Annotated in this window: 14 protein-coding genes; 8 read left to right on the forward strand and 6 right to left on the reverse strand. The window is 38.6% G+C overall.

Going from position 1 to position 13,321, the window contains the following annotated elements; genetic code table 11:
* Window positions 1-47: 47 nt before the first annotated feature.
* A complete protein-coding gene (locus DVJ99_RS11170; protein ID WP_114604263.1) occupies window positions 48-974 on the reverse strand; it encodes a VOC family protein in 927 nt (308 codons plus the stop codon).
* 162 nt (window positions 975-1,136) lie between these two features.
* On the opposite strand from DVJ99_RS11170, the gene DVJ99_RS11175 reads away from it, so the two are divergent.
* From DVJ99_RS11175 to DVJ99_RS11195, 5 genes are all read left to right on the forward strand, one after another.
* The gene (locus tag DVJ99_RS11175) at window positions 1,137-1,355 is read left to right on the forward strand and encodes a hypothetical protein (RefSeq protein ID WP_162912192.1); all 219 of its coding nucleotides are present in this window, start codon (window positions 1,137-1,139) and stop codon (window positions 1,353-1,355) included.
* Between the two features lie 126 nt (window positions 1,356-1,481).
* Window positions 1,482-2,087: a DUF4004 family protein gene (locus tag DVJ99_RS11180; protein WP_114604265.1), complete on the forward strand. Its 606-nt coding sequence runs from the start codon at window positions 1,482-1,484 to the stop codon at window positions 2,085-2,087.
* 5 nt (window positions 2,088-2,092) lie between these two features.
* Window positions 2,093-2,818 carry a hypothetical protein gene (locus tag DVJ99_RS11185; protein ID WP_114604266.1) on the forward strand — a complete coding sequence of 242 codons (726 nt, stop codon included), beginning with the start codon at window positions 2,093-2,095 and terminating at the stop codon, window positions 2,816-2,818.
* A gap of 150 nt (window positions 2,819-2,968) precedes the next feature.
* Window positions 2,969-4,378, forward strand: coding sequence for a sodium:solute symporter family protein (locus DVJ99_RS11190; protein WP_114604267.1), 1,410 nt, complete (start codon window positions 2,969-2,971; stop codon window positions 4,376-4,378).
* Entirely contained in the window at window positions 4,356-5,489 is a 1,134-nt protein-coding gene (locus tag DVJ99_RS11195; protein ID WP_114604268.1) for a M24 family metallopeptidase, read from the forward strand. The genes DVJ99_RS11190 and DVJ99_RS11195 overlap by 23 nt, the downstream gene beginning before the upstream one ends.
* 75 nt (window positions 5,490-5,564) lie before the next feature.
* Here the strand turns inward: DVJ99_RS11195 and DVJ99_RS11200 are convergent, their stop codons facing one another.
* The 4 genes from DVJ99_RS11200 to DVJ99_RS11210 all read right to left on the reverse strand — a co-directional run bounded on the left by DVJ99_RS11200 (window position 5,565) and on the right by DVJ99_RS11210 (window position 9,299).
* Window positions 5,565-5,780 carry a hypothetical protein gene (locus DVJ99_RS11200; protein WP_105993918.1) on the reverse strand — a complete coding sequence of 72 codons (216 nt, stop codon included), beginning with the start codon at window positions 5,778-5,780 and terminating at the stop codon, window positions 5,565-5,567.
* A gap of 56 nt (window positions 5,781-5,836) precedes the next feature.
* A complete protein-coding gene (locus DVJ99_RS11205; protein WP_114604269.1) occupies window positions 5,837-7,018 on the reverse strand; it encodes a YbfB/YjiJ family MFS transporter in 1,182 nt (393 codons plus the stop codon).
* A 200-nt stretch (window positions 7,019-7,218) separates the two neighbouring features.
* Complete coding sequence (locus tag DVJ99_RS13160) at window positions 7,219-7,359, reverse strand: hypothetical protein (RefSeq protein WP_162912193.1); 141 nt, start codon at window positions 7,357-7,359, stop codon at window positions 7,219-7,221.
* 80 nt (window positions 7,360-7,439) lie between these two features.
* A complete protein-coding gene (locus DVJ99_RS11210) occupies window positions 7,440-9,299 on the reverse strand; it encodes an endonuclease/exonuclease/phosphatase family protein (protein WP_114604270.1) in 1,860 nt (619 codons plus the stop codon).
* 158 nt (window positions 9,300-9,457) lie between these two features.
* Here DVJ99_RS11210 and DVJ99_RS11215 point away from each other — a divergent pair, with 158 nt between their 5' ends.
* The 3 genes from DVJ99_RS11215 to DVJ99_RS11225 all read left to right on the forward strand — a co-directional run bounded on the left by DVJ99_RS11215 (window position 9,458) and on the right by DVJ99_RS11225 (window position 12,458).
* Window positions 9,458-10,540: an aldo/keto reductase gene (locus tag DVJ99_RS11215; protein WP_114604271.1), complete on the forward strand. Its 1,083-nt coding sequence runs from the start codon at window positions 9,458-9,460 to the stop codon at window positions 10,538-10,540.
* A 179-nt stretch (window positions 10,541-10,719) separates the two neighbouring features.
* A complete protein-coding gene (locus DVJ99_RS11220; RefSeq protein ID WP_114604272.1) occupies window positions 10,720-11,211 on the forward strand; it encodes a DUF4064 domain-containing protein in 492 nt (163 codons plus the stop codon).
* A gap of 170 nt (window positions 11,212-11,381) precedes the next feature.
* On the forward strand, window positions 11,382-12,458 hold the full coding sequence (locus DVJ99_RS11225; protein WP_114604273.1) for a YkvI family membrane protein: 1,077 nt from the start codon (window positions 11,382-11,384) through the stop codon (window positions 12,456-12,458).
* Window positions 12,459-12,526: 68 nt separating this feature from the next.
* Here DVJ99_RS11225 and DVJ99_RS11230 read toward each other — a convergent pair whose 3' ends face one another.
* Window positions 12,527-13,270, reverse strand: a complete 744-nt coding sequence (locus DVJ99_RS11230; protein ID WP_114604274.1) for an SDR family NAD(P)-dependent oxidoreductase — start codon at window positions 13,268-13,270, stop codon at window positions 12,527-12,529.
* Window positions 13,271-13,321 lie beyond the last annotated feature (51 nt).

Genomic DNA, 13,321 nt, shown 5'->3' on the forward strand with positions numbered 1-13,321 from the left:
AAAAACACAAAGCACCAGAAAACTCTGTGCTTTGTGCAGTAAAATTATTAAATTTCTTTTAATTGGCGTTCGATTTCATCACGTTTATGTTCAAGGAAGTCAGGTAATGTCAGTTTGCTTCCTAAGTCTTTAACATCAGTATCTACAGTGAAGCCAGGTGCTTCTGTCGCAAATTCATAAAGGATTTTATTGTTGCGGTAGTAGATGGATTTAAAGAAATAACGGTCGATAATACCAGAGTTGTTGCCTGGCAATTGATCTAATTTTTCAAGTACCGTCTGCAAGGCTTCATCAGTCGGGATACTGACAGCGATATGATGGACATAACCGCGGCCTGGTTTAACACTTTCGCCTTGCTCTTCCACTAAGACAAAGTCGCTGTAACGTCCGCTTTGGTCAAGTGTATATACATTTTTATCGCTTGGGTGTGCTTGGTAGCCTAATACGTTTGTTAAGAAATCGATGGTAGGCGCTAAATTACGCAAATGCAATTCTACTGGCCCCATACCTAGAATTTGATGTTCGCTCGGTACATCTGTATATGGATTATAATGCCATACTTTTGGAATCGTATGGTCGCCGTTAACCATTAATACTAACTTCAAACCGTCTGGATCTTCAAAAGCTAAAGCCGGTTGATTTAAGTACGTTGTTGTTTCAGCATCTACATTATGCTGGCTTAAACGTTCTTTAAAGTATGTGATGGCAGCTTCATCTGGTACTAATAAAACTAAACGTTCAATACTGTTTGTACCTGAATGATGTTTGCCCAGCATACTCATTTCAAAGAATGTTAATAATGTGCCCGGTGCACCTGTTTCATCCCCGTAGAAGATATGATACATCGATGGATTATCTTGGTTTACAGATTTTTCGATTAAGCGCAAACCTAATACTTCTGTGTAAAATTGTTTATTTTCACGTGCATCTTTTGTGTACATTGAGATATGGTGATGTCCTGTAATCAGTGTCATACTATCCCTCCTGTTTATCTAGTATAATTATTATACCTACATCATACAATGTTTCTACAAATAAAGAAAGCTTTATGTTCTTCTACCCGAATTGTTAATGATATATGATAAAACACATACTTTAAGGGATATACTTTGTCGCACCTTACTGTATCCGTCATAATGGAATTAAGACCAAAGAGAGATAGATGGGGTGAAAGTATGAACTTTGTGAAGATATCACTCATAGTCGCGTTAATGTGCTTATTAGCACTGATTGAGATGATAGCAGCCGCAACAGTCGGTTTAAGTTATATAGTCGCAATAGCCATTTCTATTGTAATGGTTATATGTATCATCATTATTATCATGGAGATACTCAAAGGAAGGAAGAAGTCCTAGCATATACATAACCTGATCGCTGACAGTCCGTCACTGCTGGCAATCAGGTTATTTTTCTGTCGAAAATGAAAGAAAGTACTCGTATACGTAACAGTGTTATGTTACATTATTCCTAGGAGGATAATTATGACAGAACAATTAATCAGCAAAAAGGATTTGCTCGTTGAATGCGATATTACGTATGGCCAACTGTATCGCTGGAAAAGAAAAAAATTAATCCCAGATGAATGGTTTATTCGAAAGTCCACATTTACCGGTCAAGAAACGTTCTTGCCTAAAACGAAAGTACTTCAAAGAATCAAAGCGATTCAACAATATAAAAATGACTATGCTTTAGACGAAATGGCCAAGTTATTCGAAGCAGCATCTAATGAGCCTAAAGCAGAATACTGGGATAATGAAGCACTCATCAAAACATGGGCAGGTTTCTTTAAACAAGAAATCGGTGAAAAATTGTTAGCGCAATATCCGGAAGATACAGCGGTTTATGTCGGTACGATTCTAAACGAAGTCATTACACGCAGTATCTTATCGATGGATGAAGCACAAGCGCTGCAAGCATTCCTATTGGAATCTGCGCATAACAATAAAACGGCAGAGTTGTATATTTGCCGCAAGTTCGCAGTCACATTCTACTTGCTTGTGGAACAGAATACTCCTATTCAATTAGATAACAGTGTGAGGGTAATAGAAATAATCAGCGCAGAAAACTTATTTAAGAAAGAAGGCTAAACATCATGAGTCAGTCTATCAGAGGTATGGGAAAAAGAATCCTGGAAGCACACACCTATGACACTATTTTATTGCTTGGCGAAATAACAATATTAAACGAAGCCATCATCAATGACATCAAACTTACCGGAGACATTACCACAGCGGATAATGTGGAAATCCATAACTTGAAGCTGCTTGGAGAAATGAAATGCGATAAGAATGTGCGTATCGCGCAAGCATCTATTATCGGTAAAGTCCAGATCGCAGAGGATTTGGACTTCACTGATTTCAAAGTGAAAGGCGAAGTAAATGTTTCAGGGCGTTTGCGCGGAGATAATATCGATATTATCGGTATGATTCAAAGTACGCGCGATTGTGAAGTCGATACTTTTAATGTGAACGGCAAAGTGCAGATTGAAGGTATGTTAAATGCGGATTCAATAGAATTCAAAGTACAAGAAGACTCTTATATCCGAGAAATCGGCGGGGACCAAATTAAAATTCTTGAACAAAACAAAGAGAACAGTAAGAAGTCGTTCATCACTGTTGTTTCTAACCAAAAGACACCTGCTTATCTGACGGCAGAAATCATTGAAGGTGATACGATAGAGGTGAATGCGGTCAAAGCGAAAGTGATCAGAGGCGACCATGTGGTCATTGGAAATAACGTCGAAGTGGATAAAGTAGAATATACCAATTCGCTGGAATGTGCGCCGCACGCACAAGTCAAAGAGGTCGTGAAATTATAACATCATAGGTGAATTATCAAAATTCCTCAAAAAATATCAGAATAATTAGATTGTTGTTACTATTATTTTGATTATGTGCTAAAATAAATTTTTATTATCAAACTAATCGTTGGTTGACGATTAGTTTTTTATAGTTAAGGGGGAATTATGATGGGATTTTCTACTGAACCGATATTAATATGGTTTGTGTTAGGCTACGGTTTATTAATGATCGTATTAGGTTTTATTTATTCTAAGAAAGTTGAAAGCAACGAAGACTTTATCCTTGCGGGTAAATCATTAGGGCCTGTGGTGTTGATGGGGACATTGCTTGCGACATGGGTCGGCAGCGGTTCTGTAACCGGCGGTCAAAACTCATTAGCCTACAGTTTCGGCTTATGGCCGGCAATCGGCTATATGATTCCGAGTATTATCGGTATTGGGACGATTTACATAATCAGCTCTAAGATTAGAAACTACGGGAAGTATACAGTAGCGGAAATCCTTGAGATGAAATATGGTAAAGTCGCAAGTTATATAGCTGCAGTGATTATTATTTTAGCTTTCGTAGGGATTGTTTCTTACCAATATCAAGGTTTAGCGTATGTCTTGCATGTTTCAACAGGCATCTCTGTTGAACTTGGCACGATTATTGCGGCCGTGATTATTATCTTGCTTGCGACAATGGGCGGTTTAATGTCAGTCGCACCGACAGATGCCTTAAGTGCATTCCTGATTACTATCGCATTGATTATTGCGGTACCTGTCAGTATCGCAGTTGCGGGCGGCTGGGACAACATTGTCAGCCATGTACCAGATACACATTTAGAGCCGATGGGGACGTTAAGCTTCATGCAGATTCTCGGCTTCTATATTCCAATGCTATTCTTATTATTAGGCGACCAGAACATATACCAGCGTCTTGCTTCATCAAAGGACAATAAAGTAACGCGTGTCGGTACTATCGGCTGGGTTGTCGGCTTATTGATTGTAACACCATTGATTTCACTTCTTGCGTTTATTGCACGTTCGATTTTCCCGAAAATCGAACCAGGGATGGCTTTAATCGCATTGACAAGTCAATTACCGATTGTGATTGGAGGCGTCTTAATCGCGGCACTTACTGCATTCATTACGACAACAGGGAACTCTTATTTATTATCCGCTGCGACAAGTGTGCTGTATGATTTATTCGGCGATAACTTTAAACATAAACACGAAAATAAAATGCTGATGATGACGAGAATATTAGTGCCGGTTTTAGGTGTCATCGCATTCATGCTGACAATGTACTTCCCGTCAGTCTTATCTGTACAAATGTATGCTTATACTGTTTACGGTGCAGGTATTACTCCAGCATTGCTTGCAGTGTTCATTTATCCAAAAGTCACAAAACCAGCTGGTTTAGCTTCAATGGCTGTAGGATTAGTCGCAACACTGTTTTGGGAGTTTGTCTTTGTTCAAAGTACAGGTATCAACTCAGCATTGATTTCTGTACCGCTTGCGATTATCGTCTTAGTAGTTGTGACACTATTTACTTCTAAAGGAGGCAGTCAAAGTGAACTTGAAACAACGCATTGATGCGTTTAGAAAGACTATGAAACAAGACAATATTGATTTAAGTATTGTGATGAATTTTGAGAATCAGATGTATTTCACAGGATTTAAAGCAGTTATTTATTCTAGACCGATCATCTTATTTATTTCCCAGGAAAAGATTGAAGTGATTGCGCCGAAGTTAGAAGAAAATCACTTTAAGGATAAGACGGGTATTCAATCGATTCATACGTATACTGAAATTCCGACAGAAGATGACACACCGACACGTTATCAAGATGTCTTTAATGACTTGCTGAAACAATATGAAGAGGCAAAAACGATTGGTATCGAAACAGCTTTCTTGCCGGCGCAATTCTATACTGCTGTCAAAGCACATAATTTCGAAGTAAAAGATATCAGTGAAGCATTAGTTAAACAAAGAACGTATAAGTACGAAGATGAACAAGCAGCGATTCGCGACAGCGGTAAGATTGTCAGTGAAGCGGTAGCAAAAACAATTGAAAATACAAAAGAAGGTTTGACTGAAATGGATATTGATAACTTTGGGAACAGTTATTTATTCGATACCATTTCTCAAAATTACCCTGATGCAGAATTCGGATTCTTCGTCATGTCGCCTTCAGGTATTAAACGTTCTGCAATGCCGCATACCTTCTCTAATACGAAAACCATTCACTCTGGAGATGTTATTGTACACAGCCGCCAGTTAGAACTGAATGGTTATCGTGCAGAATGCGAGCGTACTTTCTTTGCTGGTCAGCCTAATCCTGATCAAAAGAAAGCTTTTGAGACTATGGTGAAAGCACATAAAGCCGCATTAGATTTCATCAAAGTGGGTGTAACCGCAAAAGAAGTCGACCAAGCAGCGCGAGATGTGATTGAGAAGGCAGGATATGGAGATTATATCAGCCACCGTACAGGACACGGCATCGGTATCGGGCAACATGAAGAGCCATCGCTTCGATTTGATAATGACCTTGTTTTAGAAGAAGGTATGGTCTTTTGTGTAGAACCTGGTATTTATATTCCTGGCGTAGGCGGATTCAGACATTCAGATACTGTCATCTTAAAAGCTTCAGGTACTGAAGTTGTGACAGATTATCCGCATGACTTAGAGGATTTGATACGATAAAAATCAATATGTGAAACAAAAACAACACCTGCATCTTGTTATGCGGGTGTTGTGTAATTTTGTTTCAATTCAATCTTATTTTGTTCTTTCTCTGATTAATAAACCGAGAATTGTAAACGTCGTAACCGCAAAGACGATGTTCATAATAGATAAAATCTCAATAATCACAACATCTTTACCCAGACGTTCAAATGCATTGTTTTGAAGTTCTTGATCAGTAGTAAATGTTTCTTCGCTGATACGAGGATCGTCTGTTAAATCTTCTTTCATTCTCTTTTTAACAAAAGGCATAATCAGTTCCTCCTTTATTGCTAGTAACATTCCCTAATCACAAAAAGCAAAACTTTTTAAACGGTTTTTTCATTGCGCAAAGCACGATAACTGATGACGCTGCTGATAAGTCCGATGATTAAAATGACCGTCGCAAACAAGAGTGCCGCATTGTAATTTTCTGATTCTCCGATTAGGAAGCCGGAAACAAACGGCGCAATCATTTGACCGATACTATAAATAACAGTCAATGTGGCGATAAAGTTAGACTTGCCTCCAGTCTCAAGCATCAACATTTGTCCTTTAGACATGAAGAGTGTCGTTAAGCCTAGGAACGTACTGCCGAAAATCAGAGAACTGATAATCAAACTGACAATGTGATGAGAGAATATCGGTAAAGCCACACTAATGATCTGCAGGCCGAAGGCCATATATGTAGCTTTGCTGTAATCGATTTTCTCCGCAATCATAGACCAAACTACTGTAGAAGGTATGGCACCTAAACCGACAAACATCCAGCTTAAAGCCGCATATTCTGAGAAAGCAGGGATTGTTTTAACAATCGCAACTAAGAAAGTACCTGTAATAATATAGCCCGCACCTTCACAGAAATAGGCGATAGAATACCAGCGCATGAAGGTCGGATTAAGACGGACGGCAGTCTTCTTTTCTGTTTTGGCAGTGTCATTGACTTTGATTTCTGGGTTCTCTCTCATGAATAGAATAACTAAGAGACTTAGCACTAAAGAAACAAGTCCTAAGATAATCCAAGTCATTTGCCACGTGTCGACGTTTGTATAGAAGAATACGTAGATACTGCTGGTAAAGAGTCCAATCCCTACAGCACTATACAATAGTCCGGAAATCCCTTCTTTATGTGCTTGTCTTAACGCTTCTAAGACAACATTAGAGGCTAAAACAAAGACTGTACCGCTGGTAATTCCTGCGATTAAACGAAGCACTGACCATAGGAAGAAGTCGGATGTAAAGCCCATGAAGATAGTGGAGAGCACGTTTAGTATCAAGTAGATTTTGACATCAACGACTTTGCTTTTGAAGATAAACCACATTGGAATAATGGCACCGATCAAATAACCTAAGTAGTTAATTGTCGCAAGTAATCCGGCACCTTTACCATCCATATGTACCGCTTGCTGCATAAAAGGCAGGATAGGCGTATAGGCGAAACGGCCGATTGCCATCACCACAAATAAAGATGCCATCCCAAGTAATAATTGACGATGTGCGTGCTGAGACATAATCGTCACCTCTCAATCTAGATAGTTGCCCTCATTATACGCCGAGTTTAATATTAATAATAATTATGAAAAGTGATAGCTATGATAATCAAAAGTTATCAATAGAAAGATGATGGTGAAATTTCAACAAAATTAAAACGCGCTGCTTTCAATTTTGAAAACAACGCGTTCTATAAGTGAAAGGGTTGAAAAACAACCGCTTATTTTTTATCATCTTTTTTTTCGTCTTTTTTGTCGCCGCCTAATTGGTCTTTAGCGAACTCTTTACCTTTTTCAATGTACTCGTCTTTATGTTCGTTTAAGTGGTCTTCGCCTTTTTTCTTGATATCATCAAAATTCATAATCAAATTCCTCCTTAAAATTTAAGTACAGTAATACGTTACCCCGCCTCGAGATTGTGAAACATGTCGTTTTCGATTGATTACTTATTTTTCTTGTTAAGGTGTAGTAAATCTAGTTGTACTAAGAGAGGATCATGGTCGCTCGCACGTCCAGACATGTCTGTGAAGTCAGAGTTTACATGAATCATATCTAATTTTGCGTGCGGTGCGAGATGATTAGATACGAAAATATGATCTAACGTTTGTGAATTACCTTGATAGACATACGAATAACGCTGGTTCATCGGCACAAAATTAACAAGATTGGTCATTTGGCTGCTTTCTAATGTTTTTAATGGTTTCGACCATTGGAAATCATTAAAGTCGCCAAGCGCTACTACATTTGCTTTAGGATTGTCTTGTTTTACTTGAGTGATAAAGTTGGAAACTGTTTTGGCAATAGCTGTACGTTGTGCTTCGCTGCCAAGGTTGACTGGCTGGCGTTTGCCGAATAACGCATCATCACCGTTTTTAGAGTTCCAATGGTTCACAATCGCAATGACTTGTTTGCCTCTGAATTTAAACTGAGCTGCTAATGGTTTGCGTGAATCTTGGAAAGCTTGATTATCTGGATCGATACGGCCAGGGTTATGTGTTAAGTTACCTTTTTGATATGAAACAGCAGTGTGCGCATCGCCTGCAGGAACTTTTGTATCGAATTTCACTCGGTTTGGATTATATAAGAAGCCGACACGGATGTTCGCACCTGGTTGACCGCCGTCTTGATTCATCTCTGGATCAATATTGACGTATTTATATTCTGGACCGCCTGCAGCTTTAATGGCTGCGATAAGACGTTCATAAGATTGGTCGCCTTGAGGGCCGCCTTTGCCAGGGCCATCATTATCTTGAACTTCAGTGACACCGATAATATCAGGCTGCTTCATATTTTTGACTATACCGTTCGCAAGCTTTTGGGCTTTATCATCAGAAGATGATTTTACGTTATTTGAGAAATTCTCTAAATTGTAAGAGGCCATCGTCAGCTTTTGATGATCCGGTTGAATCGATGTCGGCTGCGGTGCTGTAGTTCCTTTTTGGTGTGCATTCTGCATAGTGCTTAAGTCAACATTGATTTTATAGTTTTGGTAGCCATAGTTCATGTAGCCGATGATAGGGCCTTTGAAGCGGTCGCCTGTTTTTACATCAAAGTCGCGTGCTTGATAATTATCGTACATTTTGAATGGAATGCGCTGACCGTTGGCACTATTGTGTTTCAACAAAATTCCGCCGTTTTGAGTTTCTTTTGGTTCGCTGTCTAATACTGTGAAGATGTCTCCATGTTCTTGCGGTCCGACAGCACGGACATCACCTGTCTGTACGCGCATACCTTCTAATGACTCATAATAGTCCATCGCATAACGGTTGCGGTCGAATGTTTTCAGCTGATCATTTGCTGAGATGGCTTTAGGAACTTGTTTGATTGTGTAGGGCTTCGGCAAAGGTTGATTGCTTTGTGCCACAGTGATTTTGCCGCCGCGATCATCACGGGCCACAATTTCAGTGACCGGCAAATCTGTATTCGCTTTATCGTTATAACCATCAATGGCATATTCATTGACTGTTCCGGTTACTTTAATTAAATCGCCGACTTTTACATCAGCTTTATGTTTGCCTGTATAAACGATAATACCTTCTGATGTATTGGCATTGTTGTCTGCTTCGTTATCAGGTGTCTGCATATGAAAATAATGCTGTCCGCGCAATTCATATTGATAAGTAACAATCCCTTTAACGTCTTGGACTTTCTTATTGTTATAAGGGGAGTAGTGACGTTCTCCTTGAATGTCGTGAATTGCGACAGATTGCGAGGGAGTTTCTGCACTTGCATCATTTGGCATCAATAATAATGCCGCAAGTGCAGATGTAGATAGAAGGGTTATTAATTTTTTATTGTGCATAGTGTGCCTCCAAAATATATGTATTTAATTGTAATTATATCAACGGTTCAATTAATTTATTGTTAAATTTGAGTAAATGTTTTTTGGAGTATATATATTTAAAATTGTGATGAACAGGGAAAATACTCCATATATAGATTATGTTGGAGGATGATAGTATGGATTATAACTTACTAGGAAATTCAGGATTGAATGTTTCAAAATATGCTTTAGGCTCTGTACCATTTTCTGCCACAAACGGATTTGAGAATGCGGGCGGTCTGACAGAGAAAGAAGTAGAATATTTTGTAGATTATGCGTTAGATCAAGGGATTAATCAGTTTGATACCGCAAACCTTTATGCCAAAGGCGATGCGGAATTAGCCCTAGGCAAAGGTATCCGAAATCATCGTGATGAAATGGTCATCAGTACAAAAACAGGCTTCCCATTCAACGATAACCCGAATAACGTCGGTGCAAGCCGTTTGAATATTGAACGTTCTATAGATCATTCCTTGAAGCGTTTAGGTACGGATTATGTAGATTTATATTATGTGCATACATGGGATGGACAAGTACCGGTCGAAGAAACGATTCAAACAATGAATGACTTAATCAGAAAAGGTAAAATCCGCTACTGGGGTGTATCGAACTACAGCGGTTGGAACTTAGCCAAAACGTATACGACAGCAGTAGAAAATAATATGGCACCGCCGATTGCGCAGCAAATCTATTACACACCTGAAGCGAGAGAAGCGGAATATGAATTGCTGCCTGCAGGCAAAGAACTGGGTGTAGGCAATAGTATTTGGTCTCCTTTAGGAGAAGGATTATTAACAGGTAAAATCACACGTGATAAAAAAGGCGAGCCGAATACACGACAAGGCGACGGCTGGGCTGAACCGTATGTAAAAGATCATGAATTATTCTATCGTTTGATTGAACTGGTTCAAGAAATTGCACATAATCATCAAGCAACAGTACCGCAAGTTGTACTTGCTTGGTTAAGAGAACGTCCGAATGTAGATTCACTCGTATTGGCTGCACGTAATAAAGAACAGCTGCAAGAAAATATTGCATCTTATCAGTTGAAGCTGACAAAAGAAGAAATTCAAATGATTACAGACTTAACGACACCAGAACCGATTTATCCGTTATGGCACCGTGCAATGAATTCTGCACAGAGAGGTTCTGAAGCTGAAAAAGTCTATTTAGAAGAATATCAAAGATTGATGGAACGAAAAGACAACTTGGTAGACTAGAACATTTCTTCTTAATTGGATAGACGAAAAGTTAAAAAAGTATATTAATTATTATTAAAAAAGCAGTAAGGATTTTAAGCGGAGTATGGACGTATAACTTGAGAATTAGTATACTGATGTTAATAATTATATTGATTTTATAATTTTACTATTTGCTATTACAATTAAGGAGGAACACAATGATTAAACGTACAGGTGAACACGTTTTAACATGGATAGGTGTTGGGCTAACAGCCTTAGCAGTTTTAATGACAGGTTTAATGCTTCCGTTAATGCATAGCGAGGACTTTATAACAGGTATGCAAGAAGGCAGCACAGGGGATATAACTTATGAGGAAATGATGCAATCAGCAACAGTTCTTCAAGGATTTATAACATTTGCTTTAATCATCAACCTTATTGCCCTTGTTTTAGCAGTCATCGGCGGTATCTTTATCAGTAAGAAAGCAAAAACAGCTGCAATTTTATTATTGATTGCTGGTATTATTTCATTATTAGGCAACTGGATTTCAGCAATTTTATGGATTATCGCCGCAATTATGTTATTCAGCAGAAAACCGAAAAACAATTCATTGACTGAAGATGGTTATTATAACTACGATAAAGCCAATGCCATTGCACAAGAACGTACAAGCGAACAAACAAAAGAAGAAGATCCATACAAATATTAATACACATGAGCCGTCTCATAAGAGGCGGCTTTTTATTATGATTTGAAATAATAAAATGATGTCAAACTGATTTCAAATATTAGTTTTCACTCCTTTAAATTGAGAAAAATTATGAATATGTTAAAATTTGATAGATTGATTAACTTGATTTAAAGAAAGGGGATTACTTTATGTTTAATAGAGTAAACAAGGCATCATATGCAATAGCTCTAGCTTATTTAAGCTTTATTGTCGGTGCTGGATTTACTACTGGACAAGAACTTTTACAATTCTTTGTTAATCATGGAAATGTAGCATATATTGCAGTTATTGTAACGGGTATTATAGTTGCATTTGGGACGCGGCAAGTTGCTAAGATGGGGTATCGCTTAGACGCTGACAGCTATGATATTTCACTGCATAGCTTGTTTGGTAAGGTATTAGGAACAATTATAGATTATCTCATTATTTTCTTCTTGTTCGGAATGACTGTCATTATGATTGCCGGGGGAGGCTCTGCATTAAAACAAGGATTCGGACTCCCAAGTTGGATCGGCTCACTCGCAATCGTTGTTTTATTATTTATTGTATTGCAGCTTAACTTCGGCAAGATTTTAACTGTATTAGGTGCAGTGACACCATTTTTGGTTATTGCTGTTTTGATTATTGCAGGGACGAACATATTTAACCCATCAGTACATTTTTCTGAAGTACACAAATATACAGTACCGTCTAAAACAACGAGTACATATTGGTGGTGGGATGCGATTACGTATGGCGGATTGATTGTCGGCAACAGTTTCAGTTTCTTAACAATTGTCGGTAATGATGCAATGAATCATAAGGTGGCACGCAGAGGCGCTTATTTTGGCGGTATTACATTTAGTGTATTATTGTTAATCATGGTTGGTGGTTTGCTGGCAAATTTAGAAAAAGCAAACACAGTAGATATTCCGACATTAGTGCTTGCGAATGATATTCATCCATTAGTCGCTTATTTAATGTCAGCGGTGATGTTTGGTGTTATTTTCAATAGTTGTATCGGAATGCTGTATCCGTTTTTAACACGCTTTACAGATCCGAAATCCAAGAAGTACGTAGTATTGCTTACAATTTCGCTCATACTGGCATTTGTATTGAGTTTTGTAGGGTTTGCAGATTTAGTTAATCTTGTTTTCCCATTGTTTGGTTATATCGGTTTATTCATTACAATTTCATTGTTTGTAAGATGGATTATGAATAAGTATTCTAAGAAACCATTATTATAGTTTATTGACATATAAAGAGGCAGAGCATCCACTAAGGATAGCTCTGCCTTTATTCTGTCATTATGAGATTAAATCATTTCTCCGCCGCCGCTGACCGGAAGATAGCTGCCGGTAATATAAGCACTGTCTTCGCTTGCATAAAATGCTACTGCTTTAGCGACGTCTTCAGGTTGTGCCAATCGATGGATAGGAATGCTGTTGGCATAAGCTGTTTTAGCTTCTTCTGGTGTATGTGCAGTCGCGTCTGTATCGACCATACCAGGTGCTACGATATTTGAAGTAATACCTGTATCTGCGAACTCTTGAGCGATATATTTCGCAAAAGCGTTTAATGCACTTTTAGACGTCCCGTGGGCTAAGAAATCGTCCATCGGCTGATGGCTGAGACCACTTGAGATATAAACAAGTTTGCCGTAGCCTTGTTCTTTCATAATGGGTACAACTGCTTTAGTCGAAGTGAAGGCTGCTTTTAATTCGTCATCAGTTTTAGCAATAAATTCGTCCCACTCCATGTCTTCAAATGATTTGAAAGGGAATTGCATTCCAGCGTTATGTACTAGAATATCAACACTGCCGAACGTCGCTAATGCTTGTTTGACAATATTTGCGACATCTTCAGTATCGCGTGCATCGCCTTTGACTGCGATGGCTTTACCGCCGTTATCTTCAATGTCTTTAACAACACTTTCTGCTGCTTGAGCGTTGTTGAAGTAATTGACTACGACATTTGCACCGCGTGATCCGAGCAAACGTGCTGTTTGAGCCCCAATACCGCGGCTTGATCCTGTAATAATTGCTGTTCTGCCTTTCATATTTATCTCTCCTTTTAATAAAAGTTCAATATATTAATTGTATGGCTGACT

It is taken from the genome of Staphylococcus sp. EZ-P03, from assembly GCF_003344575.1.
Lineage (GTDB): Bacteria > Bacillota > Bacilli > Staphylococcales > Staphylococcaceae > Staphylococcus > Staphylococcus simulans_B.

Bases quoted from the DNA above. Each gene is read 5' to 3' on its own strand.
- DVJ99_RS11170 (WP_114604263.1), bottom strand. From the start codon at position 974: ATGACACTGATTACAGGACATCACCATATCTCAATGTACACAAAAGAT.
- DVJ99_RS11175 (WP_162912192.1), top strand. From the start codon at position 1,137: ATGGAATTAAGACCAAAGAGAGATAGATGGGGTGAAAGTATGAACTTT.
- DVJ99_RS11180 (WP_114604265.1), top strand. From the start codon at position 1,482: ATGACAGAACAATTAATCAGCAAAAAGGATTTGCTCGTTGAATGCGAT.
- DVJ99_RS11185 (WP_114604266.1), top strand. From the start codon at position 2,093: ATGAGTCAGTCTATCAGAGGTATGGGAAAAAGAATCCTGGAAGCACAC.
- DVJ99_RS11190 (WP_114604267.1), top strand. From the start codon at position 2,969: ATGGGATTTTCTACTGAACCGATATTAATATGGTTTGTGTTAGGCTAC.
- DVJ99_RS11200 (WP_105993918.1), bottom strand. From the start codon at position 5,780: ATGCCTTTTGTTAAAAAGAGAATGAAAGAAGATTTAACAGACGATCCT.
- DVJ99_RS11205 (WP_114604269.1), bottom strand. From the start codon at position 7,018: ATGTCTCAGCACGCACATCGTCAATTATTACTTGGGATGGCATCTTTA.
- DVJ99_RS13160 (WP_162912193.1), bottom strand. From the start codon at position 7,359: ATGAATTTTGATGATATCAAGAAAAAAGGCGAAGACCACTTAAACGAA.
- DVJ99_RS11210 (WP_114604270.1), bottom strand. From the start codon at position 9,299: ATGCACAATAAAAAATTAATAACCCTTCTATCTACATCTGCACTTGCG.
- DVJ99_RS11215 (WP_114604271.1), top strand. From the start codon at position 9,458: ATGGATTATAACTTACTAGGAAATTCAGGATTGAATGTTTCAAAATAT.
- DVJ99_RS11220 (WP_114604272.1), top strand. From the start codon at position 10,720: ATGATTAAACGTACAGGTGAACACGTTTTAACATGGATAGGTGTTGGG.
- DVJ99_RS11225 (WP_114604273.1), top strand. From the start codon at position 11,382: ATGTTTAATAGAGTAAACAAGGCATCATATGCAATAGCTCTAGCTTAT.
- DVJ99_RS11230 (WP_114604274.1), bottom strand. From the start codon at position 13,270: ATGAAAGGCAGAACAGCAATTATTACAGGATCAAGCCGCGGTATTGGG.